Source organism: Streptomyces echinatus (genome assembly GCF_014203595.1).
Classification (GTDB): domain Bacteria; phylum Actinomycetota; class Actinomycetes; order Streptomycetales; family Streptomycetaceae; genus Streptomyces; species Streptomyces echinatus.
Map to the genome: position 1 here is coordinate 175,862 of NZ_JACHJK010000016.1, position 25,241 is coordinate 201,102.

Here is a 25,241-nt window from a genome sequence, read left to right on the forward strand (position 1 = left end):
TGCCGTGTACGCCGTCCGGGTGGATCCTCGGGCGACCGCGCCGAGGCATCCGCAGCAGGTGAACAGCGACGGTGCCGGGGCCCCCGCGCGGGGTGAACGGGGACCGCCCCTAAGCGGATGGACGGACGGGCCCCGTTCGCCGGACCATTGTGGCGGCCGTGCACGGCGGCCGGGCACGGGTGAACCGTGGGCACCTGACGCGTACCGCGCGCACCCCGGGCGTACGCCGCACACCCCGTGCGCCGGTCGCGCTCCCGGGCGACGCGCGGGGCCGGGCCCCGGCGGCCGTGTCGCACCCCCCAGCGGTGATACTGGGAGACGCACCCGCCCCCATCAGCAGATTGGCTCATGTCGAACTCCGCCACCGACCACGCCACCATCCCGCAGACCCTCTGGGCGGCCCGGGGCCGCCACACCGGTCCCGCCCCCGAGGAGGTCGTCCGCCGCACCCTGCGCCGGCACAAGGAGAACGGGGACATCGACGACTTCGCCGAGCCGCCCGCAGACGGCGGCCCGGCCCGGCGGGTCTTCGAGGCCCGCTGGCGGGCCGGCGGCACGGTGACCGTGCGGTCCCGGCTCACCCTCGTACCGCCCGACGGCCGGCCGCAGGGCCACGAGTGGCGGCTGGTCGCGGAGGCGGAGCGGCCGTGGGACGACGCGTGGCCCTCGCCCGCGACCCTGTTCTGGCCCGAGACTTCCGCCCACGAGGGCGCCGACGACTCCTGGGACCATCACCCGACGGTGGCCGGTCTGCGGCTGCGGCAGGCGAACGCGCTGCCCGAGGACGACAAGGAGATGCGGCGCCGGCTGCGGGACGCGGCCCGTGAGGCGTGGTGCGTCCATGTCGTCGTGCACGAGGCGATGACCCCGGACGAGCGGGGCCGGCTGCCGCTGACGCGGCTGCTCCCGTCCGGTCTGCGGCACCGTGTGGTCGAGCACCGGGCCGCACCGCAGCAACTGCGCGGCGTGAACTGGGCGCTGAAGGACCTCGGCGTCGAGGTGCCGCGCGGCGGCGCGGTGCTGCTGCCGCCGGATCCGGCGGCGGCGGGGTACGACGGCCGCGAGCACAGCGTGCGCAATGTCTTCCTGGACGGTTCGGAGCCGGCCGAACTCGTCGCGGCCCTGCGGCGTTTCGTCGCCCTGCCCCGGTACCTGCCGCGGGACGCCGCAGAGGCGCTGACGGACCTGCGCGAGAACTGGACCCTGCTCACCCTTCAGGAGGAACTGGAGCGCGAGCGGAAGCTGGTGGCGATGTACGCCGAGGCGCTGGACGCGATGACGAAGTCCCGGGACCTGTACAAGCAGGCCGCCGAGCAGGCGCTGGAGGCGCTGGCCGCCTACCGTGACGTGCCCGCGCCGGCCCTGCCCCAGCAGCGGCCCGGCCCCCGGACTCCGGGCGCGCTGCAGCAGCTCACGCGTACGTTCGAACGGCTGAAGCTCACGGCCAAGGGCCGGCAGCAGCCGGAGCCCGCCACGGGTGCCGCACCCAACGGCACGCCGGACGGCACACCGGAGGGCGCCACACGGGAGGAGAAGCGGGAGAAGCAGGGTAAGAGTTCCGACGGTGAGGCGGACGACGGCTCGTCCTAGCCGTCCCCCTACCCCCCGGACGAGGAGCGAGGATGGACACGACCACGACCCTGCTGGTGATCGCCGCCTGCGTCGCGGCGGTGCTGCTCGCCGTCGCCGTCGCTCTGCTGGTACGGCTGGTGCGGGCGCGGCGGACGCTGCGGCGGGCGGGTCTGCCGACGGGCCCGCGCTGGGTGTTCTGGGGCGCGGTCGCGTATCTGCTGCTGCCCACCGACCTGTTGCCGGACCCGGTCTACCTGGACGACATCGGCGTCCTGCTCCTCGCCCTGCGCAGCCTGCGCACCGCCGGGCCGCTGCCCCGGCGGACGACCGGGGCCTGACCGGCCGCGGCCTGCCGCACCACGCGCGGCGCGGCCGGCGCCCACCGGCACACCGAGCGCCCCGACAGCCCCGGCCCGGCCCGCGGGACGCGTTCACCACGGCCGCCGCGGCGCCGAGCGGGTCCGGCCGCAGCCGTACGCGGCGGATGCCGAGACCGGGGACGGTCCCGGCATCCGCCGGCACGGCGAGCCCGGTCCGCTCAACGCACTCCCTCGCGCTGGGCGTCGGCCAGGGTCAGGCCGGTCAGCAGGACCGACAGTGCCCCGAGGGCGGCCGCCGCGGCCACCGGGCCGGCCAGCCAGGACGGGGCCAGGGTCGCCGCCTGCAGCCGCGCCGGGTCGGGCAGGCCGAACCGTCCGCCGAGCACGTGCCCCGCCGCGAGCGCCGCCGTCACGCCGACCGCGGCCGTGGCCGCGACGAGCCGGGCCGACGCCGCGCGCGCCGTGAGGGCGAGCGCCAGCAGTCCGCACACCGCCGAGGCGAGCAGGGTGGCCCCGAGCACGCCGTGGGACAGCCCGGCCCAGTAGCGCGGGACGTGGGCCAGCCCGCACAGGAGCACCAGCAGCGCGGCGCCCCGGGCGGCCCACACGGAGGCGCCCGGAAGAGGGCCGTCCCCGGCACGTGCGTCGGCCACCCGCGGCTGCCTCGGCTGCCGCGTCTTGTGCTGCCGTGCCCCGGCGGGCCGGACCCGCAGGGACGACGCGAGCCCCGGTGCCGTGGCGGCGGCCGTGGACCAGGGGCCGGCGGGCTCGGAACCCATCGGCTCGGCCGGCGCCCGCTCGGGACACGCGGGTGCGACGCCCGGCGGTTCGAGGTTCGTCGGCCGGAGGTACGCGGGGCCGGCACCCGGCGGCTCGACGACCGGCGGCTCGCCGTTCCTCGGCTCGGGGTCCGTCGGGCCGGGGCTGACCGGCCCGGGGTTGACCGGCCCGGGGTTGACCGGCCCGGGGTTGACCGGCCCGGGGTTGACCGGCTCGGACCGCCGGCGCTCGAACTCCTTACGGTCCTCGGCCAGCCGGCCGATCAGCTCGGCCAGCTCCTCGACGGGCCGGTGGACGGCCACCGCCCGGACGGCCTCCTCCCAGCAGTGCGGTTCCAGCGGTCTGCGGTGCAGCAGCTGCATCAGGCGGGAGACGTCCTCCAGCGGCCGGCGCTCGGCGGCGACGCGGATCGCTTCGTCGGCGCTGCCCGTCTCCCGGGGCGGCTCGGTCAGCAGCGTCACCAGCCGGGCGAGGTCCTCCACGGACCGGTCGACCGCGACCGCGCGCAGCGCGTCGGCCTTGATCCGGGCGTGTTCGGGTGAGCTCTCCAGCAGCGTGATGAGCCGGACGACGTCCTCCAGCGGGCGGTCGGCCACGGCCGCGTGGACCAGGCCCTGCAGGGGGTCGCCGGACTCGGGATCGTCCGCGGGCTGGGCGTCGGGAAGTCCCTCGGGCGGCCGCAGGGGCCACATCAGGAGCTTCGGGGGCGGGGTGGCGAGGCCGGTGGCGGCCGGTGCCGGAGTTATCAGCGAGTCGTCGGGACAGGGGGACGAAGGGCGGGTCGTCATCTCGGCTCCAGGAGAGGCGGCGTGCGACCGCACCTGCGCCCCCGCACGCGGTCGCGGCGTTACGGAGTCCATTACTAGGAGCGGGCCCGGGACGCCGCCACTCGGGCGGGGCACTGGTGTGAGACGACCGGGCGCCCTCCCCCACCGGTCCAGCCTGCGCGCCCCCGTCCCGGGCACCGGCCACCGGCCACGCGCCCCCAGCCCGGCCCGACCGCCGACCGCGTCCCCTCTCCTCGCCCCCGCCGCCGCGTGAACTCCTCCCTGCCCTCACCACCCACCGCACGCCGCCCGCCCGTGGCCCCCGCCGCCAACCGCGCACGCCCTCCCGCGTCCCGGCCGAGGGTGCCGCCCCGCCGTACCCGGAGGGTCCGCCCGGGCGTGCCGACGGGACGGGGAGACGGCACCGGTGCGGGAGGATGCCCGGCCCTTCCTCTTTTCCTCCGCCGCCCAGGTGCGTCCGGTGCGTCTCGTGGCGCATTCTTGCTGTGTCAGCCACCGGAGGCGCACGGGACGAGGTAGAGCCGATGGCTGGGAGCGACGAGGCGGTCCGTACGCGGGACCGGCTGGCCGCGCTGCTGGTCGACGCCTCGACCAGCGCCCTGGGTGCGGCCGGCGGCCGGGTGGCGGGCGTGTATCTGCGGTCCGGCACGCCGGGCCTGCTGCGCCTCTCGGTGCTCGCGGGTCTGCCGGGACCGCTGTTCAGGCCCTGGTGGCGGCTGCACGTCGACCGTCCCTTCCCCGTCGCCGACGCCTACCGGCTCGGCGTCCAGGTGATCCTGCCGAACGCCACCGAGACCATGCGCCGTTATCCGCAGTTCGCGGCCGGGCTGCCCTTCCCGTTCGGATCGGTGCACGTGCCGGTCCCGGGCGGCACCGAGCCGCTCGGCGTGCTCAGCGTGCTGCGCCCGGCGGTGACGGACACCGTGGACGAGCTCCTGGACCGGGAACCGCTCGCCCGGCTGGCCGAGGGCCTGGGCGCGGAGCTGCTCGCGCTGGCCGACGGGGACGAGAGCGCGGTGTTCTGGGACGGGGAGCCGATGTGCGTCCGGCCGCCCCCGGACCGGCCCGCGCAGGCCGCCGCGGGACGGTTCAGCTGGGACCCGGTGACCTCCGTGGTGTGCGCGGACGACCGGCTGCACGCCCTCCTCGGTCTGCGCCCCGGCGAGTTCGCGGGTACGGACGCGGCTCTCGCGCAGGCCGTGGCCCCGGCCGACGCGCACCGGATCCTGGCCGCGCTGCGCGAAGCAGCCGCGGGAAAGCCGCCGAACGCGCCGCTCGTGCTGCGCGCCGGGGACGGCACGCAGCGGCTGATGGACCTGTGGCCGGAGGGTGCCGGGGACGACGAGTCGCCGGTCGCCGGTGTGATCTTCCACCCCGGTCCGGCCGCCTCCGCGGACGGCGCGGCCGACCTGCTGCCGCAGGGCGTGTTCTGCCTGGACCGGCTGGGGCAGATCGTCTACGCGAATCCGGCGATGGCCCGGCTCACGGGCCGGGCACAGGAATGGCTGCTCGGGCGTGAGCTGTGGGACGCGCTGCCGTGGCTGGGCGGGCCGCCGTACGACGACCATCTGCGCGGTGCCCTGCTCGCCCCGGATTCGGTGCACTTCCACGTGCAGCGGCCGGCCGGCGAGCGGGACGGGGCCGGCGAGGGCGACTGGCTGGCCGTGTCGGTGCATCCCGGCACGGACCTGCTGACCTTCACGCTCGCACCGGCCAGTCGCATGGACACCACGGCCGAACCGGTGCCGGTGCCGCGTGCGAGCGGGGACACGGTGGTCGGCGACCGCTCGCTGGCGCCGCTGTACCGGCCGATCGCGCTGGCCATCGCGCTGACGGACGCGGTGACCGCCCGGCAGGTGTCGGCGGTGGTCATGCAGGAGCTGCTGCCCGCTTTCGGCGGCCGGCGACTGGCCATCTACCTGCTCCAGGACCGGCATCTGTACCTGGCCTGGGAGAACGGGTTCCCGCAGGGTTTCCTGGCCCCGTTCGACGGTGTGGGACTCGACGCGCCCATCCCGGGCGTGGAGACCCTGACCACCGGCCGGCCCCTGTTCTTCGAGTCCATGGAGCAGCTCGCGGCGGCCTACCCGGGGCTCGCGCTCGACGCCGACGTGGGAGCCCGTGCCTTCCTGCCGCTGATCGCCTCCGGCCGGCCGGTCGGCTCCTGCATCCTCGGCTTCGACCGCCCGCGCGGCTTCAGCACGGAGGAGCGTACGGTCCTCACGGCGCTGGCCGGGCTGATCGCGCAGGCGATGGAGCGGGCCCGCCGGTACGACAGCGAGGCGGCCCTCGCCCGTGGGCTGCAGCAGGCCCTGCTGCCGCGCCGGCTGTCGGCGCATCCGCAGGTGGAGACCGCGGGCCGCTATCTGCCGGGCACCCAGGGCATGGACGTGGGCGGCGACTGGTACGACGTGGTCGAGGCCGGGGACGGGCTGGCGCTGGTCATCGGCGACGTGCAGGGTCACGGGGTGCAGGCCGCGGCCACCATGGGCCAGCTGCGCAGCGCGGTCCGGGCCTTCGCGCTGGGCGACCGGCCGCCGGACGAGGTGCTGAGCGGCACCAACCATCTGCTGATCGATCTGGACCCGGGCCAGTTCGCCAGCTGCTGCTATCTGCGTCTGGACCCCGCCACCGGCCGGGCCCGGATCGCCCGGGCCGGTCATCCGCCGCCCCTGCTGCGCTGCCCGGACGGCCGCACCCGGGTGCTGGACATCGCGGGTGGTGTCGTGCTCGGGGTGGATCCGCACGCCCGCTACCCGGTGACCGAGCTGCCGCTGGAGCCGGACGCGATCCTCGCCCTGTACACCGACGGCCTGGTGGAACGGCCCGGCACCGACATCGACGACGGGATCACCGCGCTGCGGCTGGCGCTGGCCAAGGCGGGCGCCGCCGCCTGCCGGCGCGGCGGGCGGACCCTGGCCGCGGTCGCCGACCGGCTCACCGCCACCGCCCGGCTGGCCACCGACCGCCCGGACGACGTGGCCCTCCTCCTGGCCGCCCGCCGCGCGGCGGCCTCCCGGGACGGCCGGCGGAGCCACTGCGCCCGCGGCCCGGCAGCCGCGCACCGGTCATGACCGGGCCCCACCGCCCGCACGGCGCGGGTGCCGGTCCTGAGCCGTCCGGTCGGCGGTCGTCACCTCGGGTGACAGTCTCGCCTGACGGCGCCCGGCAGTGTAGACATGGGCACATGGTGCGACTGCCCGGCCGGCCCGCGACTCGGCCGCCCCGATCGTCTGGGCACCCACGCGCACCGCACAGCCCGTCGGAAGCGGAGGGCGGCACGGACGGCGGCAGGTCCGGGGTGCTCCGGTCGGCGGTGACCGGGCGCAGCGTGGCCGGTCAGGTGTTCGTCCTGCAGGTGGTGATCGTGCTGCTGCTGGTCGTCTCGGCGGTGGTGGCCCAGGTGCTCCAGGTACGGCACGACAGCGACGTCGAGGCGGCGAATCGTTCCCTCGCCGTGGCCGAAACGTTCGCTCACGCGCCCGGCACGGTCGCGGCCCTGCGCTCCCCCGATCCCACGGCCGTGCTCCAGCCGCGTGCGGAGGCCGCCCGCAAGGCGACCGGCGTGGACTTCATCGTCGTGATGGACACCGACGGCGTCCGCTACACGCACCCCAACCCCGACCGCATCGGCAAGAAGTTCGTCGGCGACATCACCCCGGCCCTGGAAGGCCGCACGGTCACCGAGCACATCACCGGCACCATCGGGCCGCTGGTGCAGGTCGTGGTGCCCGTGAAGGACTCGGCCGGCACGGTGGTGGGCCTGGTGTCCGCCGGGATCACCACCGCGCACGTGGGCGGGGCCGCCGACCAGCAGCTGCCGCTGCTGGTCGGCGCGGCGGCCGTCGCGCTCGTGCTGGCCACCGGGGGCACCGCCCTGGTCAGCAGACGGCTGCTGCGCCAGACGCACGGTCTCGGGCCGTACGAGATGACCCGGATGTACGAGCACCACGACGCGGTGCTGCACGCGGTCCGGGAAGGTGTGCTGATCGTCAGCGGCGACGGCCAGCTGCTGCTCGCCAACGACGAGGCCCACCGGCTGCTGAACCTGCCCGCGGACGCGGAGCGGCGGCATGTGCAGGAGCTGGGACTGGACGAGGAGACGGCGGACCTGCTGGCCTCGGGACGGGTCGCCACCGACGAGGTGCACCTGGTCAAGGACCGCCTGCTGGCGATCAACCAGCGGCCGACGGACCTGCGCGGCGGCCCGCCCGGCAGCGTCACCACGCTGCGCGACTCGACCGAGCTGCGCGCCCTGTCCGGCCGGGCGGAGGTCGCCCGGGAGCGGCTGAACATGCTGTACGACGCCGGGGTGGGCATCGGCACCAGCCTGGACGTGACCCGGACCGCGGAGGAGCTGGCCGAGCTCGCGGTGCCCCGGTTCTCGGACTTCGCGACGGTGGACCTGTTCGACGCGGTGATCAGCGGGGAGGAGCCGCGGCCGGGGACGGCCCTGCGCCGCACGGCCGTCTCGGGTATCCGGGGGGACGCCCCGCTGTACCCGGTCGGCGAGCGGATCCGGTGGGTGGCCACCTCGCCGCAGGCCCGTTCGCTGACGACCGGCCAGTCGGTCGTCGTGCCGGAGCTGCGCAAGGAGCCCGGCTGGCGGGCGCAGAACCCGGAGCGCACGGACCGGGTGCTGGACTACGGCATCCACTCGCTGATCACCGTGCCGCTGCGGGCCGGCAGTCTGGTGCTGGGCGTGGCGAACTTCTGGCGCGCGCAGAGGCCGCAGCCGTTCGACGCCGAGGAGGTGGCGCTGGCGGAGGAGCTGGTGGCGCGGGCCGCGGTGTCCATCGACAACGCCCGCCGCTACACCCGTGAGCACAGCATGGCGGTGACCCTCCAGCGCAGCCTGCTGCCGCGCACCCTGCCCGAGCAGGGCGCCCTGGACATCGCCTACCGCTACCTGCCGGCCCAGTCCGGGGTCGGCGGCGACTGGTTCGACGTGCTGCCGCTGTCCGGTGCCCGGGTGGCCCTCGTGGTCGGCGATGTCGTGGGGCACGGACTGCACGCGGCGGCGACCATGGGCCGGCTGCGCACGGCGGTGCACAATTTCTCCTCGCTCGACCTGCCGCCGGACGAGCTCCTCGGCCTGCTGGACGAGCTGGTCGGCCGGATCGACCAGGACGAGAACCCGGCGGGGGACGCGGCCCTGGTCACGGGCGCCACCTGTCTGTACGCGATCTACGACCCGGTGTCCCGGCTGTGCACCCTGGCCCGGGCGGGGCATCCGCCGCCCGCGCTGGTGCGGCCGGACGGTGGTGTGGAGTTCCCGGAGGTGCCCGCCGGCCCGCCGCTGGGCCTGGGCGGGCTGCCGTTCGAGACGGCGGAGCTGGAGCTGGCGGAGGGCAGCCGGCTGGTGCTGTACACCGACGGTCTGGTGGAGGACCGGGAGCGGGACATCGACGAGGGGCTCGCTCTGCTGAGCGACGCCCTGCGCCGGACGCCGGGCGCCTCCCCGGAGGACACCTGCCGTGCCGTGCTGGAACGGCTTCCCGCCCGGCCGAGTGACGACGTGGCGCTGATCGTCGCCCGGACCCGGGTGCTGGGTTCCGACCGGGTCGCGCAGTGGCAGGTGCCGTCCGAGCCGGCCGCGGTGTCGCAGGTGCGGTCCTCGGTGACCCGGACCCTGTCCGACTGGGGACTGGACGAACTGGGGTTCACGACGGAGCTGGTCCTGAGCGAGCTGGTCACCAACGCCATCCGCTACGGGCGCGGCCCGATCGGGGTACGGCTGCTGCGCGACCGCACGCTGATCTGCGAGGTCTCCGACAGCAGCACGACCTCGCCGCATCTGCGGTACGCGGCGAGCACCGACGAAGGCGGCCGGGGCCTGTTCCTGGTCGCGCAGCTCGCCGAGCGCTGGGGCACCCGGTACAGCCCGCACGGCAAGGTGATCTGGGCGGAGCAGCCGCTGCCCTGAGCGTCCGGCGCGGGAAATCCGTTGAGGACACCTCGGCCGCGGGCCATGTGCTCGCGCAGGAATCGCCGTCTGATCCGCCCGCGGTCACCCCGGACAGCGTCGCGCTGCTGTACCAGTCGGGTGGTGGCGCCGTGGGGCGGCCAGCTGCGCCAGGGGCCGGACGCCGGGGACGGCGCGGGCACGGCGGACGGCGCCGCGGAGTTCACCGCGTTCGCCACGGCCGTCGGGGGCACATGGCTGCGCGGTGACCGGGCGCGTGTGCGGTCCGCCGGGCCCGTTCCCAGTTCCCGGTTCGCCTGAGCGGGGCGGCGGTCAGCCGCCGTTCAGCCGGGAGCGCAGCAGCTGCTTGCCCAGCTCGGCGCCCTTGCGGCTGTCGGACTGTGCCTTGCGGAACAGGTCCGCGACCTCGTTGTCCTTGTCGCGCTCGGCGTCCTGGATGTACTGCTCCAGCCGCAGGGCGTTGTTCAAGCACGCCTCGACGTACCAGATCAGGTTGTAGTCCTTGTCGCGGGTGCCGGTGACGTCGCCGGTCTCGCTGGTGCTGGTCATCCGGGGTCTCCTCCTTCTGTCGACCCTGAGTCGATTCCGCTTTCCGGACACCCCGGGTACCCCTGCGACCTGCGCACACACAGCCCGATCGGAGCCGGTGCCGGCGGACGGCTCAGCCGAGGGCGCGGTCCAGGTTGAACGCGGCGCTGATCAGGGAAAGATGGGTGAACGCCTGCGGGAAGTTGCCCTGTTGCTCGCCGGTGCGGCCGATCTCCTCGGCGTACAGGCCGAGATGGTTGGCGTAGGTCAGCATCTTCTCGAAGGCCAGCCGGGCCTCGTCCACCCGGCCGGCCCGGACGAGCGCCTCGACGTACCAGAAGGAGCAGATGGAGAAGGTGCCCTCGTCGCCGCGGAGGCCGTCCGGGCTGGCCTGGGGGTCGTAGCGGTAGACGAGGGAGTCGGAGACGAGGTCCTCGGTGAGGGCGTCCAGCGTGGACAGCCACTTGGGGTCGGTGGGGGCGATGAACTTGGCGAGCGGCATCATCAGCAGCGAGGCGTCGAGCACGTCGGCGTGCTCGTACTGCACGAAGGCGCCCCGGCGCTCCGACCAGCCGTGGTCCATGATCCTCCGGTAGATGGTGTCCCGGGCCTGGCGCCAGCGCCGGTGGTCTGCGGGCAGTCCGCGGTGGGTGGCGAGGCGGATGGCGCGCTCGATCGCGACCCAGCACATCAGCCGGGAGTACAGGAAGTTCTTGCGGCCGCCGCGGGTCTCCCACACGCCCTCGTCGGGCTGGTCCCAGTGGTCGCACACCCAGTCGACCAGGTGGCACACGTCGTCCCACTGGCCGCTGGAGATGGGCTGGGCCCACTTGTCGTAGAGGTAGATCGAGTCGATCAGGGCGCCGTAGATGTCCAGCTGGAGCTGGTCGGCGGCGGCGTTGCCGACCCGGACCGGCGCGGAGCCCAGATGTCCCTCCAGGTGCGGCAGCTCGCGTTCGGGCAGATCGGCCCGGCCGTCGATGCCGTACATGATCTGCAGTGGTCCGGAGGCGGCACCGTCGCCGGGGCTGATGTGGGTGGTCAGGAACTTCATGAAGGCCGCGGCCTCGCCGCTGAAACCGAGCCGGAGCAGCGCGTAGACGGCGAAGGCGGCGTCGCGGACCCACACGTAGCGGTAGTCCCAGTTGCGCTCGCCGCCGAGCTGCTCGGGCAGGCTGGTGGTGGGGGCGGCGACGATGGCGCCGGTGGGGGCGTAGGTGAGCAGCTTCAGGGTGAGGGCGGAGCGGTGCACCATCTCGCGCCAGCGGCCCCGGTAGCGGGACTGCTGCAGCCACTTGCGCCAGTAGGTGACGGTGGCGTTGAACTCGTGTTCGGCCTCGGCGTGGGCGCAGCCGCGGGGCATGACCTCCTCGCCGATCTGGTCGAGGGCGAACACCGCCGTCTCGCCCTCGCTCAGCTTGAAGTCGGCCCACGCGTCCCGGCCGTCGTTCTCCACCGTGACGGTGGAGGTGAGCGCCAGGGACCGGCCGGGGGACTCGAAGACCTGCATGCCCTCCGCCGCGGTCAGGGTGTGCGGGTCGGCGCCGTAGTTGAAGCGCGGGGCGATCAGGGCCCGGAACGGCACGGTGCCGCGCACGCACACCACGCGCCGGATCACCCGGTGCCGGCGCACCTCGCGCGACTCGTCGCAGCAGACGGGCATGAAGTCCTGGACCTCGCCGACGCCGTCCTCCGTGAAGAACCGGGTGATCAGCACATTGGTGTCGGGGAAGTAGAACTGCTTGGTGCGCGCCGGTACGGCGGCGGCCAGCTCGAAGCGTCCGCCGCGCTCGGCGTCGAGGATCGCCGCGAAGACGCTCGGGGAGTCGAAGGAGGGGCAGCAGTACCAGTCGATCGTGCCGTTGGTGCCGACCAGGGCCACGCTGCGCAGGTCGCCGATGAGTCCGTGCTCGGCGATGGGCGGGTAGCGGGGGCCGGGGGCGTCCCCGGCGAACGGCGTCGCGGCCATCGGCGGCCTCCCGGTGAGCGTGCGGTGCGGGTGTCCGCCCGGGGCGCGTTCCCCTCGTGCGGTGCACTGTCCGATCCGGCGGAGATTTCTCCCTGCTTGCCGTACTTTCTACCACTTACGGTGGATTTTCCAGTGTGCGGGATGTTTTCCATGGTGGAGACGCGTGGTTTCGTGTGCGGTGGGAAGGTGCTCCACAGCCGATCCCCGGGCGCTTCCGGATGCAGGGTGCGCCCGGGAGGGCAATGGTGAGAGTGTGCCCCGTTCGAAAGGCACCGGAACGGATGCGGTCATCCGGACCGAGGAGGAGGCATCATGGCGACATCCACCCCTGAAGAGTCCCGTTCGTCGGACGACGTCCGCACCCCGGACGCCCTGCTCCACTCCGCGCCGTCGAGCAACGTCACCCCCGAGGACATGGTGATGGCGTCGGGCAGGGACGTCACACCCCAGAACCTCGACTGGGCGCGTCGCAAGCTGGAGTCGGAGGGCCCTGCGGCCATCGAGAAGCTGCTGCCCTAGGGCGGTCCGGGGACGAAGCGAACGAACGGGGAGGCGGGCCGGACGGCACCTGACGTCCGGCCCGTCCGGCGTGCCGGGAATTCCGATCGGCGGCCGTCTCTTCCCCGGGACGCCCCCTGGCTGCCAGACTCCCGAGCGTGCCCGACTTCGACTTCGACATGCTCGTCATCGGATCCGGACCCGGCGGCCAGAAGGCCGCCATCGCCGCGGCCAAGCTCGGCCGCCGGGTCGCCGTCGTCGACCGCCCCGACATGCTCGGTGGGGTCTCCCTGCACACCGGCACCATCCCCTCCAAGACGCTGCGCGAGGCGGTGCTGTACCTGACCGGCCTCACCCAGCGCGACCTGTACGGACAGAGCTACCGGCTCAAGGAGGACATCACCGTCGCCGACCTGACGGCGCGCACCCGGCACGTGGTCGGCCGTGAGGTGGACGTCGTCCGCAGCCAGCTGACCCGCAACCACGTGACCGTGTACTCCGGTACGGCCCGCTTCACCGACCCGCACACGGTGGCGGTGTCGGAGATCTCCGGCCGGGAACGGCTGATCGGCGCCGAGCACGTGGTGATCGCCACCGGCACCCGGCCGGCCCGCCCGGGCAGCGTCGAGTTCGACGGGCGGACCATCATGGACTCCGACAACGTGCTCTCGCTGGAGCGGGTGCCGCGGTCCATGGTGATCGTCGGCGCAGGGGTGATCGGCATGGAGTACGCCTCGATGTTCGCCGCGCTGGGCAGCAAGGTGACCGTGGTCGAGAAGCGTCCCGGCATGCTGGACCTGTGCGACGTGGAGATCGTGGAGTCGCTGAAGTACCACCTGCGGGACCTGGCCGTGACCTTCCGGTTCGGGGAGACCGTCGCCGCCGTGGAACGCCACCCGCGCGGCACGCTCACGGTGCTGGAGAGCGGCAAGAAGATACCGGCGGACACCGTGATGTACTCGGCGGGCCGGCAGGGTCTCACCGACGGCCTCGACCTGGACCGGGCCGGCCTGGCGGCGGACGCGCGCGGCCGGATCGAGGTCGACGAGAACTACCGCACCGAGGTGCCGCACATCTACGCCGTCGGTGACGTCATCGGCTTCCCGGCGCTCGCGGCGACCTCGATGGAGCAGGGCCGGGCCGCCGCGTACCACGCGTGCGGCGAGCCGGCCGGGCGCATGCACCAGCTCCAGCCGATCGGCATCTACACGATCCCGGAGATCAGCTTCGTGGGCCGGACCGAGGACCAGCTCACCGAGGACCGGGTGCCGTTCGAGGTGGGGACGGCGCGCTATCGGGAGCTGGCCCGGGGGCAGATCATCGGGGACTCCCACGGGATGCTGAAGCTGCTGGTGTCCCCCGTGGACCGCACCCTGCTCGGGGTGCACTGCTTCGGGTCGGGCGCGACCGAGCTGATCCACATCGGGCAGTCCGTGATGGGGTGCGGGGGGACGGTGGACTATCTGGTCAACGCGGTCTTCAACTACCCGACGCTCGCGGAGTCGTACAAGGTCGCCGCGCTGGACGCCACGAACCGGCTCCGCCAGGTCGACCGCCTGGACTGAGGGCTTCCGCCGGGGGTCCAGGGATGGGCACGGGGGCCGGTGGTCCGGTGCGGGATGGCTGTGGCTGGGCGCGCGCAGTCCCCGTGTCCCCTTGGCCGGACCGCTGCCGTCGGCCGAGGGGTCAGGGTTCTTCCTCCACCACGTGGACCGCGGCCTCCTCCGCTCCCGCCGCTCCCCCGTCGATCCCCACGTCCTCGGCGACCTCCTCCTTGACGGTGTGCGGGTGGGCGCCCTCGTCCGGGGCGACCAGGCGGCCCGCGCGGAACTCGCCGGCCTCGGGGTCGACCGGCTCGCCCTCGCCCCCGGGCAGGTCGCCGACCTCGTCACCGGCCGGCGGGGTCACGTCCGGCACCTCCTGGCCGAGCCGCTGGTCCAGGGTCTCCCCCGCCTGCTGCTCACCGGCGGTGGTGCCGTGCTTGGTGACGCCCAGCGGGCGTTCCGGCGGGGAGTAGCCCTCGTCGAGCATGTCGTCGTACGTCCGTTCACCGACCGCGTCCTGCAGGTCCAGGGGCCCGGCGTCCTCCTGTTCCTCGTTGGTTCCGGTGGGCTGGTAGGCGTCGTCCGCCATGGGGGTCTGCTCGGACTGCTGGTCGCTCATGGTCGCCTCCCTCGGGGTTGCGGGCGGTCCCGGTCCGCGTTTCCCGGGACCGGATCATTAATCCCGCCGGCCCCCGGTCAGGTCGGCCGGCGGGCGTGCCGACCGGTGACGTGCGGGTCAGGACGAAGCGACGTCCGGGGTCAGGAGGAAGCGACGTGCCGGGTCAGGACCGAGGGGGGCCGGCCGCCGGCCCTGATCCGCTCCTGTCGCGTCGTGGAGCCGGGGACGCGGTGCCAGGCCGAGCGGGTGGCGTCCGGCCTGAGCGGGGAGGGTCGGAGCGGAATCAGGGGCGGCCGTCACAGAGGGAATCCTCCGTCGGTGACACGGGTACGGCTGCGCTCCACAGCCTTGTGCCAACTCCCCCGCATTTGCAAGAGATATGCAGTAAAGGTCGCGGCAGGCCTTCCCCATGGAGCGGGAAAACCTGCCGCACACCCAGCCGCAGGGGGCGTCCTACTCGGCCTGCAGGCCCTTGCGGATCGTCTGCGCGGTGGCGGCCGCGTCGTAGCCCTCGGGGACCCCCGGGACCAGGATGATGTCGCCGTCGATGTGCCGCGAGCGCAGGGGCGCGATCTCCTGGTAGGCGGGCGAGTCCCACCAGGCCTGCGCCTGGGCGACCGACGGGAAGAAGATCACCACGACGTGCCCGGGCCAGCCGCCCTCCTTCACCTCGTGCTGCGCACCGTGGACGAGGAAGCGTCCGCCGTACGGCTCGAAGGTGCCGGTGATGCGCTCGATGTACTCGGCGATCTCCGCGTGCGGCGCGGCCTCCTGCAGGTGACCTATGACGTAGGCGGTCATGATGTCCTTCCGGTGGACCGGGCTGGCGTACACCGAAGATCGTGCCACGGAGCCGCACCGAGATCGATGACCCGGCAGGTAATCGTCCCGGCGTACGGCCGTGTCGCGGCCTCACCCGTCTCGCGCCGGCCCGGACCGGAGTCCGGTGCGGCCGATTCCCCGTCCGTCACAGGGACTTGCGCCGTACCAGCAGCCCGAGCACCAGCAGGCCGGGGAGCAGCGGCAGCCACACGGTGAGCAGCCGGTAGCCCAGCACCGCGGACGCGGCGGCCGCACCGGGGGTGCCGGCGGCGGTGAGGGCGAGGGCCAGCGCGGCGTCCAGTGAACCCAGACCGCCCGGAGTGGGCAGCAGGGCGGCGGCGCTGCTGGCCGCGAGGTACAGCAGGGCCACCTGGAGCGGCGCGAGCGGCAGCCCGACGGCCCGGGTGACGGCGATGAGCACCAGCGCGTGCAGCGCGGCGAAGGCCAGGGAGCCGCACCACAGGGCCGCCGCGCGGGCCGGACAGGCGTGCAGCGCGCGGATGTCGGTCAGGACGGCGGCGAGCGCGGGCCGGCAGCGCGACCACAAGGGGGTGGCCAGCAGGACCGCCGCCAGTACGGCCACGCCCAGGGCGACGGCGACCGCCGCCGGGGAGACGCGCGGCAGGCGCAGCAGCCCCGGGCAGGCCGGGGCGAGCAGCGCGATCAGCGCGAGGCGGACCGCGGCGCCCGTGGTGGCCTTGACGGCGAGCGCGCCCGCCGCCCGCGCGGCCGGCAGTCCGCAGCGCATCAGGAAGCGCAGGTTCACCGCGCCCGCGCCGAGCCCGGCGGGCAGCAGATGGTTGGCGGCGGACGCCGCGAACTGGGCGGCGACCAGCCGGACACCGGGCAGCCGCCGTACGACGGCACCCTGCTGGGCGAGGGCGGAGGCCGCCCAGGTGCCCACGGCCGCCGCCGCGCCGGTCAGCAGCCAGCCCTGGTCGGCGACCGCCAGCCGCCCGGCCCCGCTCTCCAGCGCGGGCCAGTGCCGACGGGCCAGATACAGCGCGCCGGACAGTACGGCGAGGCAGACACCGGCGTGCCAGCAGGCGCGCCGGCGGCCGAGGGAGGCGGCGAGGCCGGCCGGGGACGTCATGAACCGGCGCCCGGTACGACGTAGTAGAGCCGGACGGCGCCGACGACCACGGACGCCCAGTTCCGGGCGTGTCCGGGCGGCGCGGAACCGGCCGGCACCAGCGTGGCGACCGGCATCCGCCGGGCGGCCCGGGCGATGCCGTCCGCGGTGGTGTTGGCGTTGGGGCCGGCCGTCGCGGCCGAGGCGCAGCCGGCGGCGAAGGCGACCGGAATGGCCTCGTGGCCGGTGAGCAGGCAGGGCGGGCGGACGCCACGCCGGTACAGCTCGGTCACGGTACGGGACCAGGTCCGGTGGAGGGTGCCGGCGCTGCCGACCGCCCGCGTGACGACGTCGAGCTGCACCGCGAGGTGGACGGCGAGCCCGGCACAGACCAGTGTCACGGCCGCCGGGCGCCGGGTCGCCGTCAGCCGGACGAGCGCGTCCGCGACCGGGACCGCGAGCAGGGCGTAGGCGGGGAGCAGGAAGCGGGGTGCCGCGTAGCCGATCAGGAACAGGTAGGGGAAGGCGGCGGTCGCGGCACAGGCGAGGGACAGGGCCGTGGCCGTCGGGCGCCGGGCGCGGACGGCGACGGCCAGGGCGAGGGCGGCGAGCAGGGGCAGCGCGAACCACCAGAGGGTGAGCAGCGGGTACGGCAGGGCGCCGGTGCACGGCCGGCACAGCGTCCGGCCGCCCAGGCTGCGCAGTTGGTCCACGACGGCGAGGTGCCAGCCGAACCCGCCCTGGATCGCCGCGCCGTCGGACAGCCGGCGGGCCAGGCCGCCGTACCCGGTGTACGCCTCGATCACCCACGGCGCGGCGCCCGCGGCGAGCCCGGCGAGCAGGACGGCCGACGCCCGCCGGCCGCGGCGGGCCGGGCCCAGGGCGAGCAGGGGCAGGGTCACCCAGACCGCGTCCACCGGCCGCATGCACGCCATCAGGGCCGCGCTCGCCGCCAGGCCCCACAGGGCACCGCGGTCCGTCCGGTCGGCGCGGGCCCGCAGGAAACAGGCGACGGCGGCCAGGGCGGCGACGGCGACCCAGTAGTTGGGCATGGCCTGGGGGCCGTAGAACAGGGTCACCCACAGCGAGGCGAACAGGGCGCCGGCCAGGGCGAGTACACGGACGGGGAAGAGGGTGCGCCAGACGCGCAGGGCGAGGAACAGCGCGAGTCCGGAGAGCAGGGCCAGGTGGAGCCGCAGCAGTGGCGTGGACGAGGTCCAGGCCGCGACGGGTGCGACCAGCAGGGAGACGCCCCGGGCGCGGGGTGCGCTGAAGAAGGCCGCGGGGGCGTGTCCGCTGACCTGGCTGACGTACACCGTCTCGTCCCAGCCGAGTCCCATGCCGGGCCCGACGAGGAGCAGTTGGGCCAGGGTGAAGGCCGCGGCGACGGCAGCGAGCGGCCAGGCGGCCCGCGCGGCAGCGGCGGACGCGGGGCGCGGGCGCCCCCGCCTCACCGCGTCGAGTGTCGCGTGCACGCTGCCGGCCATGACCACCCCTTTGTCCCTACAGGTCGTAGGGCCCACTGTCACCCCATGGCCCGTGAAGCCGGTGAGTAAACAGCGAAAAACACGGTCAAACCAGTGCGGATCACCCGACCGTGCCCGGCAGGCAGGGCCATCCGGCCGACGCCCCTACGCGCTGTAAGGTTGGTGCATGGCTGGCACAGGTTCCCGCGGCAGGGCGGAGCGGCGCGGCGCCGGGGAGCTGGAGAGCGCGGTGCTGGCCGCGCTCTGGGCCACCGAGCGGCCGCTGACCCCGGCGGAGATCCAGCAGGACATCGGTGGCGCACTCGCGTACAACACGGTGCACACGATCCTCAAGCGCCTGTACGACAAAGGGCTGGTGCTACGGGACGCGGACGGGCGGCGCGGCGCGTACCGGCCGGCCAAGAACGCGGCGGAGCTGACCGCCCAGGCCATGCACGCGGCGCTGGACCGGGGGCCGGATCCGATCGCCGCGCTCCGGCACTTCGTGACCGGGCTGAGCACCGAGGAGGAACGGGCTCTGCGCGCGCTGCTCGCCGAAGAGGGCCTGTGAGGTTCGCTTCCGCGGGGTCTCGGGCCGGACGCCGGGTGACCGCTACCGGGTCCCTCTGCGCCCGCTCAGCGCGTGATCTCCACGGCGGGCGGGACGGTGATGGTGCACAGCCGTTTGGTGGCCCGGGTGAGGGCGACGTACAGGTCTCGCTCACCCCCCGGGCGGGCGGCGGTGATCCCGTCCGGGTCGATCACGACGGCGGCGTCGAACTCCAGGCCGCGCGCCTGTGAGGCCGGCACCAGTCGGGCATGCCGCTCGATCCCCGCGGCCGCGAGCTGCTCCATCCTGTCGTCGGCGCAGATGACCCCGGTCAACTCGCCCGGATGCGCGGCGCCCTGCTCGCGCAGCTCCCGCAGGAGGGTGGTGACGAGCGCGTCCGGGGCCGTGGCGACGGTTCGGGGCGGCTCGCCGCGCCGGATCGAACGGATCGGTGGCCGGCCCGGGGCGATCCGGGCGAGCAGGTCCTCCGTGGTGGCGAGGATCTCCTGTGTGGTCCGGTAGCTGACGGTCAGGGTGCGCAGGTCGAAGCGCCGTCCGAGATGCGGGCCGAGCGCCTCCTGCCAGTCCCGGGCCACCGTCGCCGGGCCCGCCTGTGCGAAGTCTCCGACCAGTGTCATCGACCTGCCCGGGCAACGGCGTACGATCATCCGCCACTGCATGACGGTGAGTTCCTGTGCCTCGTCGACGACGACATGCCCGAAGACCTGCTCGGGCGGGCCGTCGACCAGGCTCGCCGCCTCGTCGAGAAGCGGCACATCGGCGTCCGTCCAGGGCGCATCGGGCGTTCGCCGCAGCAGGGCCCACTGGTCGTCGGTGAACTGCACCGGGTGCGGCGGCTCGTCCCCGTCCGTCAGCAGGGCGCGGACCACGTCGCCCGGGGTGAGGCGCGGCCACAGGTCCTCGACGGCCCGGTCGATCAAGACGTCGTCCAGCAGGTCGGCGCGCACGGCGTCGGCGTCGAACTCGTCGGCACCCGAGGCGGGTGCGTCGTCGATACCGAGGCGGCGCAGGTCCGCCGCCGCGGCCTTGTCCAGGTCGAGACCCGTCAGTTGCGCCACCTCGGCGTCGATGCGTTCGAGCGCCTCGGCGCCACTGCGGGCGAGTTCCCGGACGAGGGCGTCGACCAGCAGCTCCTTGAACACCTGACGCGCCCGGTTGTGCGCGAGGCCGCTGGTCCGCGCCGACTCCCGCGCCTGCGCGACATCCCCGCCGGGCAGACGAATCCACTCCTGCCCGACCCGGACGTCGAAGTCACCGTCCGGGGCCTGCCGGGAGCGGACCACGGCGGCCAGCGCGTCGGCCAGTGCGCCGCTCCCTTTCAGGCGGGCCACCTCGTAGGGGTCCGCGGCGCCCGGAACGATGCCGGCCAGCTCCTCGCACGTCGCCAGCACGACGTCGTTCTCCCCGAGCGAGGGCAGCACCTGGCAGATGTAGTCGAGGAACCGCGCGTTCGGCCCCAGTACGAGCACGCCGCGCTCCGACGCCTTCGGGAACGCGTACAGCACGTACGCGGCGCGGTGCAGCGCGACCACCGTCTTTCCGGTGCCCGGACCACCCTGTACCACCGTCACCCCGCGGTGCGGCGACCGGACGATCGCGTCCTGCTCGGCCTGGAGCGTGGCGACGGCCGTGCCCATCCGCCCCGTACGCCTCGCCTGGAGTGCCGCCGCCAACGGACCGTCGCCGACCACGTCCTGTCCGGTGGGCGAGGAGCCGTCCAGCAGCTCGTCGCTCACCGCCTCCACGGTGCGGCCCGTCAGGCGCAGATGGCGGCGGCGGCGCAGCCCCATGGGATGAACCGGTGTCGCCTCGTAGAAGGGCCGTGCGGCCTCGGCGCGCCAGTCCACCAGTACCGGCAGTTCGTCCGCATCCCTGTGCAGCCCCAGCCTGCCGATCCGCAGGACGGTTCCGTCCGCCAGGTCGATCCGGCCGAAGACCAGCCCGTCCTCGGCCCCCTCCAGACGGCGGATCTCCCCCGCCAGCCTTCCGGCGGCCACCTCCCTCTCGTACGTCTCGCTCGCGCCGTCGGCCGGCGACGCGAGCACCCGCGCCAGCTGCTCCCGCGTCCCGGTCAGCCGCTCGTCGAACAGCTCGCCTATGACGGAGACCTGAAGCCGCTCGGACTCCACCTCGCGCGCGGCAACCTCGTTGATCTGAGACAAGAAAAGGCCCTCTCCGGCTCAATCCGCCACTATTTCGAGGCGCCACTATGCAGACGGTTTCCGGAAAAGTAAACGTTGACCAAACCCGGTGGAATGTGTCCCTCGATGCATTCTCCCCGCACGAACAGCCGGAAGTTTCCTTGCCGTTCGGGGGAAAGGGTGCCCCCGAGGATCCCGGCACCGCACATCCAGCCCGGACGCCGTCACCCGCGTTTCACAGGAAGCGGCGGATGGGGGTGACGGCGGCCTCCTTGGCGCGTTGGAGTACCGCCCGTCGATTCCACCGGGCGAGGTCGATGTCGACGCTTCGTCTCAGGTCGGCGTCGTAGTCGCGGTCGAGCGCCGCGGTGAACTCCTCGTCCAGGACGGCGAGCATGACCTCTTCGTCGTGGTCCAGGGAGCGGCGGTTGAAGTTGGTGGACCCGATGAGGGAGGCGACCGAGTCCACGGTCATGATCTTGGCGTGCATCATCGTCGGCTGGTACTGCCGGATACGCACTCCTGCCTCCAGCAGGCGTCTGTAGTGGTGCTGGCCGGCCAGCTGGCAAGCGCGCTGGTCGGTGTGGGGGCCGGGGAGCAGGATCTCCACGCGCACACCACGGCGAGCGGTTCGGCACAGCAGGTCGACGAAGTACGTGTCGGGCGCGAAGTAGGCGGTGGCGAGGCGGAAGCGCTCCTCGGCGGAGGTGAGCATGACCCGGATGAGGGTCTGCATGTCCTGCCAGCCGAGGCTGGCGGAGCCGCGCACCACCTGGACGACGGACGAGCCGGCCTGGTGGTGCTCGGTGAAGCGGTCGCGGTCGTCGAAGAGTTCGTCGTGGCACTCGGCCCAGTTCTGCGCGAACGCGGCGGCGATGCCGTCCACGGCCGGGCCGCGCACCTGGACGTGGGTGTCCCGCCACTCGCCGGGGTTGCGGGCGCTGCCGCACCATTCCTCCGCGATGCCGACGCCGCCGGTGAACGCGGTGTGCTCGTCGACGACGAGGGCCTTGCGGTGGCACCGGTGGTTCTGTTTGAACGGGGACAGCCAGACCGGCTTGCGGAACCATGCCACCTGTACGCCGGCGGCCTCCATGAGGTCCAGCAGACGCCGTTCGATCTCCTTGGCGCCGAAACCGTCGAGCAGCAGCCGTACCCTCACTCCCGCACGGGCGCGGTCGGCGAGGGCGGCGGCGAAGTCGTGGGCGATCTGACCGCGCCAGTACACGAACGTCATCATGTCGATCGTGTACCGGGCCGAGCGGATCGCGCCGAGCATCGCGGGGAAGATCTCGTCGCCGTTGCGCAGGGGCCGCAGCTCGTTCCCCTCGGTGGCGGCCACCCCGATCAGCCGTTCCAGACGGCGGCGCAGGTGTTGCTTACGGGCATCCGTGTCAGGGGCGGTGCCACCCTCGGCGGGTGCCGGTATGCCGTCGAGGATCACTCGAGTCTCCCGTCGGACCAAGCGGACGAAGTGGTGCGGGCAGCCGGTGGAGCCCAGGGGGCGGATGCCCGGGTACCACCGTCTCACTCCCGGTATTCACCCGGACCGGCGCGCGGCGCGCGATGTCACGCGCCGGTGCGTACGGTGATCAGGCAGGGGCAGACGAGCCTCCGGAGGAGATGTCCGCTCCGTTTCGACCGTGGCGCCGGCCGGCAGGTGCGCGCACGGAGGCCGCGGGACCGCGGTGACGGCCCGCCCTGGAGAGAGGTTGTCACTGTGTCGCTGCCCGCCGAGAAGGAACTGCGCTCGTTGCTGGCCCGCTTCGCCGATGCCCGCTTCCGCCACGACCTGCGGCCCACCGGCCGCTCGAGCCGCGAACTGGAGGACGCCTCCCGGGCGTTGTGCGTCATGACCGGCACCCGGTCGGTGGACCGGGCCCTCGCCGCCGCCGACGATCTCCTGGAGAAGCTGCGAACGGCCCGCTGTGCGGCCGCCCGGGCGCCCCGGACCTTGGCCGCCTGACCCGGACGAGCCTCGCAGGGCCGGAATAATCCTCCGCTCGGGTTCCGTCGGCCGCATGCCGGGCAGACGGGACCTAGTACGCGGCGGCTGAAGGAGAGACCGTGGTACGGAACTCATCACTGAGGGCTGTGGGATGGGCGCGTTCACTGCCGGTGAGCAGCGGGGTGAAGGCGGCCAGGGACTGGACGCGTGCGCATCTGGCCACGCTCGGCTGGGAGCGGGCGGCACCGGATCTGGTGGACTCGGTCGTGCTGACCGTCTCCGAGCTGGTCACCAACGCCCACGTCCACGCCCACAGCACGGCGAACCTCATCCTCACCTGGGACGAGGAATGCCTGCACGTGACCGTGCACGACGCCTCGCCCCGGCTGCCCGAGCAGCGGGACCGGAGCGACGACGCGCTCGGGGGACGCGGGCTGCTCCTGATCGACGCGCTCGCCGACGACTGGCAGGCCCAGCGCTGCCCCCGCGGCAAGGACGTCACCGCCTGCTTCCAGCCGCCCACGGCTCCCCGGCCGGAATGAGCGGCCGCGCCGCATCCCGTCGCACCCCCTTCGTCTCCAGCGCCGCGCGCTTCCGGCTCCGCCCGGGCGCCCGCGTGCGGACGGCCCGTCCGCGAGCCCGCACGTGAGCGGGCGTCGCCGAGGCGGGCGACGGCGCGTCCTTGAGGACCCGGGGATGAACTCCCTGCCCAGCTTCCGCTAGAGAGGTGTCCTGCCCATGGCCGACGAGGCCCTGCTGTTCGTTCTCCCCGAGCGCCATCCGCGTCTGGGCGCGGCCATGTCCGCCGTGGGCGAGTTGGAGTGTTCCCAGAGCCCGGCGGTGCTCGGCTGGCTCGGCGCTCACGGGATCCCCGCTTCCTCCGAGCGCGTCAGGATCGTGCCGGCGGGGGCGGAGGTCCTCGTCCCGGAGGACGCGGAGCGGCTGCCGGTGCCGCTCAGCGAGGAGGAGACGCTGCGGGTCGAGCACGCGTGCGCACCCGAGTCCGTGACGGACATGGAGTCCGAGCTGATCGGCTTCCGGGACACCACCCAGGACTGGCGGTCGCTGGTCCACCGCGCCCTCACCGCAGGGATTGCCGCGCCGCGCATCGCACAGCTCACCGGCCTGGATCCGCGGGACATCGTCCAGGCCGTCGACGACTGATCCGCCGGGCCGTCCCGCGGGACCGGTCGCCGGGCCCACCGGTCCGGTCGCCGGTCCCGCCGGTCAGGCCGGTCAGCCCGGGTCGGTGCAGCCGAACAGGCCGGCGTGCCCGGGTGGCAGCTGGGTGAGCAGACGACGCAGCAGAGCCTGGTCCGCGATCTCGGCCAGGGTGGGCAGTACGGCGTCGATCTCGCGCCTGGCCTCGGCGAGGTCCTCGTTGCTGCGGTCGGCCACGGCCTCGACGAACGACGCGGGCGTCAGCGGTTCGCTGCCCGGCACGCTCGCCGTCAGCAGTGATCCGCACCCGCCGGGCAGCAGGGCGGCCAGGTCCGTGCGGTCGTCACCCACCAGGTGCGCCCCGAGGACCTCCAGCACGTTCTGTACGGCTCTGGCTCCCTGTTGCGGCCTGTCGTAGCCCGCGCGTTCGGTGACCTGGGTGAGAAAGGCGTCCAGGCTCCGGTCCATGGTGGCTCCTGTCGTGGATCTCTGCTCCGCGGCGGCACGGATCGCCCCGCGGCCGGGTCTTCGCGAGGGGGACGCGGGCGTCACGCGGGGGTGGCGGATACCTGCAGGAGCGCGAAGAGGACCTTGACGGCTTCCTGGTGGGCGGACTCGATGTGCTCGACGGTGTCGGCGTCCTCGAAGGAGACGAGGACGGGGTGCACCGAGGCTCTCTCGGCCTCGCCGTGAGCGATCATCAGGTGCGCGAAGTCGTGCAGTGCCGTCTGACGGTCGGCCTCGGTGCTGCGCATCAGGCGGAGCAGGTCTTCCATCGTCCGGTGATCCTCGAGGATCAACTCGACGACGTCCCGGGTCGGTGTCATGTGCGCCTCCTTGCTGGAGTGGCTTTCACCTCCCGATACCCGCAACCCTGCCGCGAATTCTCCGCTTTGCCCCATTTGCCCAGGCTTCCCAGGTCAAACAGGCCTCCGGTGCTGCCGACTTCGCGCCCTCCTGCACGAGAGGCGCCTGACGAGAAGCGGGGCGGAGCAGACGGCGGCGCAGGCCGGCCCCGCACACAGCAGGGGCGTGACCCAGAACCACACCGTTTCCGTGCTGTGGCCGCTGGTCCAGTCACAGGTGACGGACGGAGGGAAGGCGTCCACGCACACCGACGTCAGGCCGAAGTCCCGCCCGGCATCCCGGTGGACGCCGTCGCCGGTCTCGTCCCCGCACACGTCCAGCGGATGCGTGAAGGCGAGCCCGTAGACGGTCCCGGTACTTCGGCCACGGGGACGCCGCCGGTGCGCCCCGCCCGGAACGCGCCGAGGCCCGGACCTGGTGGTCCGGGCCTTCGCCGTGCCGCGTGCGTCGTCCCCCCGTGAGGGCGCCTGGTGGGGGTGGCTCAGTAGGCGGAGTTGACGTTGTCGATGGAGCCGTAGCGGTGCGCGGCGTAGTTGGCGGCGGCGGTGATGTTCGCGACCGGGTCGGTGATGCTGTGGGCGGTGCCGTTGACGTGGTAGGCGTTGAAGGTGGGGTCGATCACCTGCAGCAGGCCCTTGGAGGGGATGCC

General features: G+C 73.8%; 23 protein-coding genes. 11 read left to right on the forward strand and 12 right to left on the reverse strand.

Annotated elements, in window-relative coordinates:
* Positions 1-348: 348 nt before the first annotated feature.
* Both FHS34_RS34670 and FHS34_RS34675 read left to right on the forward strand, forming a co-directional pair.
* On the forward strand, positions 349-1,590 hold the full coding sequence (locus FHS34_RS34670; RefSeq protein ID WP_225817392.1) for a hypothetical protein: 1,242 nt from the start codon (positions 349-351) through the stop codon (positions 1,588-1,590).
* A gap of 32 nt (positions 1,591-1,622) precedes the next feature.
* The gene (locus tag FHS34_RS34675; protein WP_184972941.1) at positions 1,623-1,910 is read left to right on the forward strand and encodes a DUF1232 domain-containing protein; all 288 of its coding nucleotides are present in this window, start codon (positions 1,623-1,625) and stop codon (positions 1,908-1,910) included.
* Between the two features lie 200 nt (positions 1,911-2,110).
* Here FHS34_RS34675 and FHS34_RS34680 read toward each other — a convergent pair whose 3' ends face one another.
* Positions 2,111-3,460: a hypothetical protein gene (locus FHS34_RS34680; protein ID WP_225817393.1), complete on the reverse strand. Its 1,350-nt coding sequence runs from the start codon at positions 3,458-3,460 to the stop codon at positions 2,111-2,113.
* A 524-nt stretch (positions 3,461-3,984) separates the two neighbouring features.
* On the opposite strand from FHS34_RS34680, the gene FHS34_RS34685 reads away from it, so the two are divergent.
* From FHS34_RS34685 to FHS34_RS34695, 3 genes are all read left to right on the forward strand, one after another.
* Complete coding sequence (locus FHS34_RS34685; protein WP_184972943.1) at positions 3,985-6,534, forward strand: SpoIIE family protein phosphatase; 2,550 nt, start codon at positions 3,985-3,987, stop codon at positions 6,532-6,534.
* Positions 6,535-6,647: 113 nt separating this feature from the next.
* The gene (locus FHS34_RS34690) at positions 6,648-9,386 is read left to right on the forward strand and encodes a SpoIIE family protein phosphatase (RefSeq protein WP_221509844.1); all 2,739 of its coding nucleotides are present in this window, start codon (positions 6,648-6,650) and stop codon (positions 9,384-9,386) included.
* 123 nt (positions 9,387-9,509) lie between these two features.
* Positions 9,510-9,686 (forward strand): hypothetical protein, encoded by a 177-nt coding sequence (locus FHS34_RS34695; protein ID WP_184972947.1) that lies wholly within the window; start codon positions 9,510-9,512, stop codon positions 9,684-9,686.
* Positions 9,687-9,698: 12 nt separating this feature from the next.
* Here FHS34_RS34695 and FHS34_RS34700 read toward each other — a convergent pair whose 3' ends face one another.
* Together FHS34_RS34700 and FHS34_RS34705 are read right to left on the reverse strand one after the other, a co-directional pair.
* Positions 9,699-9,935, reverse strand: coding sequence for a hypothetical protein (locus FHS34_RS34700; RefSeq protein WP_184972949.1), 237 nt, complete (start codon positions 9,933-9,935; stop codon positions 9,699-9,701).
* Between the two features lie 112 nt (positions 9,936-10,047).
* Complete coding sequence (locus tag FHS34_RS34705) at positions 10,048-11,883, reverse strand: glycoside hydrolase family 15 protein (protein WP_184972951.1); 1,836 nt, start codon at positions 11,881-11,883, stop codon at positions 10,048-10,050.
* A 312-nt stretch (positions 11,884-12,195) separates the two neighbouring features.
* Between FHS34_RS34705 and FHS34_RS34710 the strand changes: the two genes are divergently transcribed.
* Together FHS34_RS34710 and sthA are read left to right on the forward strand one after the other, a co-directional pair.
* On the forward strand, positions 12,196-12,402 hold the full coding sequence (locus FHS34_RS34710) for a hypothetical protein (protein ID WP_184972954.1): 207 nt from the start codon (positions 12,196-12,198) through the stop codon (positions 12,400-12,402).
* 137 nt (positions 12,403-12,539) lie between these two features.
* Positions 12,540-13,946, forward strand: coding sequence for a Si-specific NAD(P)(+) transhydrogenase (gene sthA, locus FHS34_RS34715; RefSeq protein ID WP_184972956.1), 1,407 nt, complete (start codon positions 12,540-12,542; stop codon positions 13,944-13,946).
* Between the two features lie 121 nt (positions 13,947-14,067).
* On the opposite strand, the gene FHS34_RS34720 is transcribed toward sthA, so the two are convergent.
* From FHS34_RS34720 to FHS34_RS34735, 4 genes are all read right to left on the reverse strand, one after another.
* Positions 14,068-14,544 (reverse strand): DUF5709 domain-containing protein, encoded by a 477-nt coding sequence (locus tag FHS34_RS34720; protein ID WP_184972958.1) that lies wholly within the window; start codon positions 14,542-14,544, stop codon positions 14,068-14,070.
* Between the two features lie 453 nt (positions 14,545-14,997).
* Positions 14,998-15,345: a DUF1330 domain-containing protein gene (locus FHS34_RS34725; protein WP_184972960.1), complete on the reverse strand. Its 348-nt coding sequence runs from the start codon at positions 15,343-15,345 to the stop codon at positions 14,998-15,000.
* A gap of 166 nt (positions 15,346-15,511) precedes the next feature.
* On the reverse strand, positions 15,512-16,459 hold the full coding sequence (locus FHS34_RS34730; RefSeq protein WP_184972962.1) for a lysylphosphatidylglycerol synthase domain-containing protein: 948 nt from the start codon (positions 16,457-16,459) through the stop codon (positions 15,512-15,514).
* The gene (locus FHS34_RS34735; protein ID WP_184972964.1) at positions 16,456-17,925 is read right to left on the reverse strand and encodes a hypothetical protein; all 1,470 of its coding nucleotides are present in this window, start codon (positions 17,923-17,925) and stop codon (positions 16,456-16,458) included. Before FHS34_RS34735 ends, FHS34_RS34730 begins: the two co-directional genes overlap by 4 nt.
* A 166-nt stretch (positions 17,926-18,091) precedes the next feature.
* Here FHS34_RS34735 and FHS34_RS34740 point away from each other — a divergent pair, with 166 nt between their 5' ends.
* Positions 18,092-18,475, forward strand: coding sequence for a BlaI/MecI/CopY family transcriptional regulator (locus FHS34_RS34740; protein WP_184972966.1), 384 nt, complete (start codon positions 18,092-18,094; stop codon positions 18,473-18,475).
* A 65-nt stretch (positions 18,476-18,540) separates the two neighbouring features.
* Here the strand turns inward: FHS34_RS34740 and FHS34_RS34745 are convergent, their stop codons facing one another.
* Positions 18,541-20,637 carry a HelD family protein gene (locus tag FHS34_RS34745; RefSeq protein ID WP_184972968.1) on the reverse strand — a complete coding sequence of 699 codons (2,097 nt, stop codon included), beginning with the start codon at positions 20,635-20,637 and terminating at the stop codon, positions 18,541-18,543.
* 214 nt (positions 20,638-20,851) lie between these two features.
* On the reverse strand, positions 20,852-22,060 hold the full coding sequence (locus FHS34_RS34750; RefSeq protein ID WP_184972971.1) for a phospholipase D-like domain-containing protein: 1,209 nt from the start codon (positions 22,058-22,060) through the stop codon (positions 20,852-20,854).
* A 276-nt stretch (positions 22,061-22,336) separates the two neighbouring features.
* On the opposite strand from FHS34_RS34750, the gene FHS34_RS34755 reads away from it, so the two are divergent.
* From FHS34_RS34755 to FHS34_RS34765, 3 genes are all read left to right on the forward strand, one after another.
* Positions 22,337-22,582: a DUF5133 domain-containing protein gene (locus FHS34_RS34755; protein ID WP_184972973.1), complete on the forward strand. Its 246-nt coding sequence runs from the start codon at positions 22,337-22,339 to the stop codon at positions 22,580-22,582.
* Between the two features lie 101 nt (positions 22,583-22,683).
* Positions 22,684-23,106: an ATP-binding protein gene (locus FHS34_RS34760; protein WP_184972975.1), complete on the forward strand. Its 423-nt coding sequence runs from the start codon at positions 22,684-22,686 to the stop codon at positions 23,104-23,106.
* A gap of 196 nt (positions 23,107-23,302) precedes the next feature.
* Entirely contained in the window at positions 23,303-23,728 is a 426-nt protein-coding gene (locus FHS34_RS34765; RefSeq protein WP_184972977.1) for a DUF6003 family protein, read from the forward strand.
* A 72-nt stretch (positions 23,729-23,800) separates the two neighbouring features.
* On the opposite strand, the gene FHS34_RS34770 is transcribed toward FHS34_RS34765, so the two are convergent.
* The 3 genes from FHS34_RS34770 to FHS34_RS34780 all read right to left on the reverse strand — a co-directional run.
* Complete coding sequence (locus FHS34_RS34770; protein ID WP_184972979.1) at positions 23,801-24,193, reverse strand: DUF2267 domain-containing protein; 393 nt, start codon at positions 24,191-24,193, stop codon at positions 23,801-23,803.
* An 80-nt stretch (positions 24,194-24,273) separates the two neighbouring features.
* Positions 24,274-24,552 (reverse strand): hemerythrin domain-containing protein, encoded by a 279-nt coding sequence (locus tag FHS34_RS34775; RefSeq protein ID WP_184972981.1) that lies wholly within the window; start codon positions 24,550-24,552, stop codon positions 24,274-24,276.
* Positions 24,553-25,073: 521 nt separating this feature from the next.
* Positions 25,074-25,241, reverse strand: a 168-nt coding sequence (locus FHS34_RS34780; protein ID WP_184972983.1) for a transglycosylase SLT domain-containing protein, incomplete at its 5' end; no start/stop codon positions are given.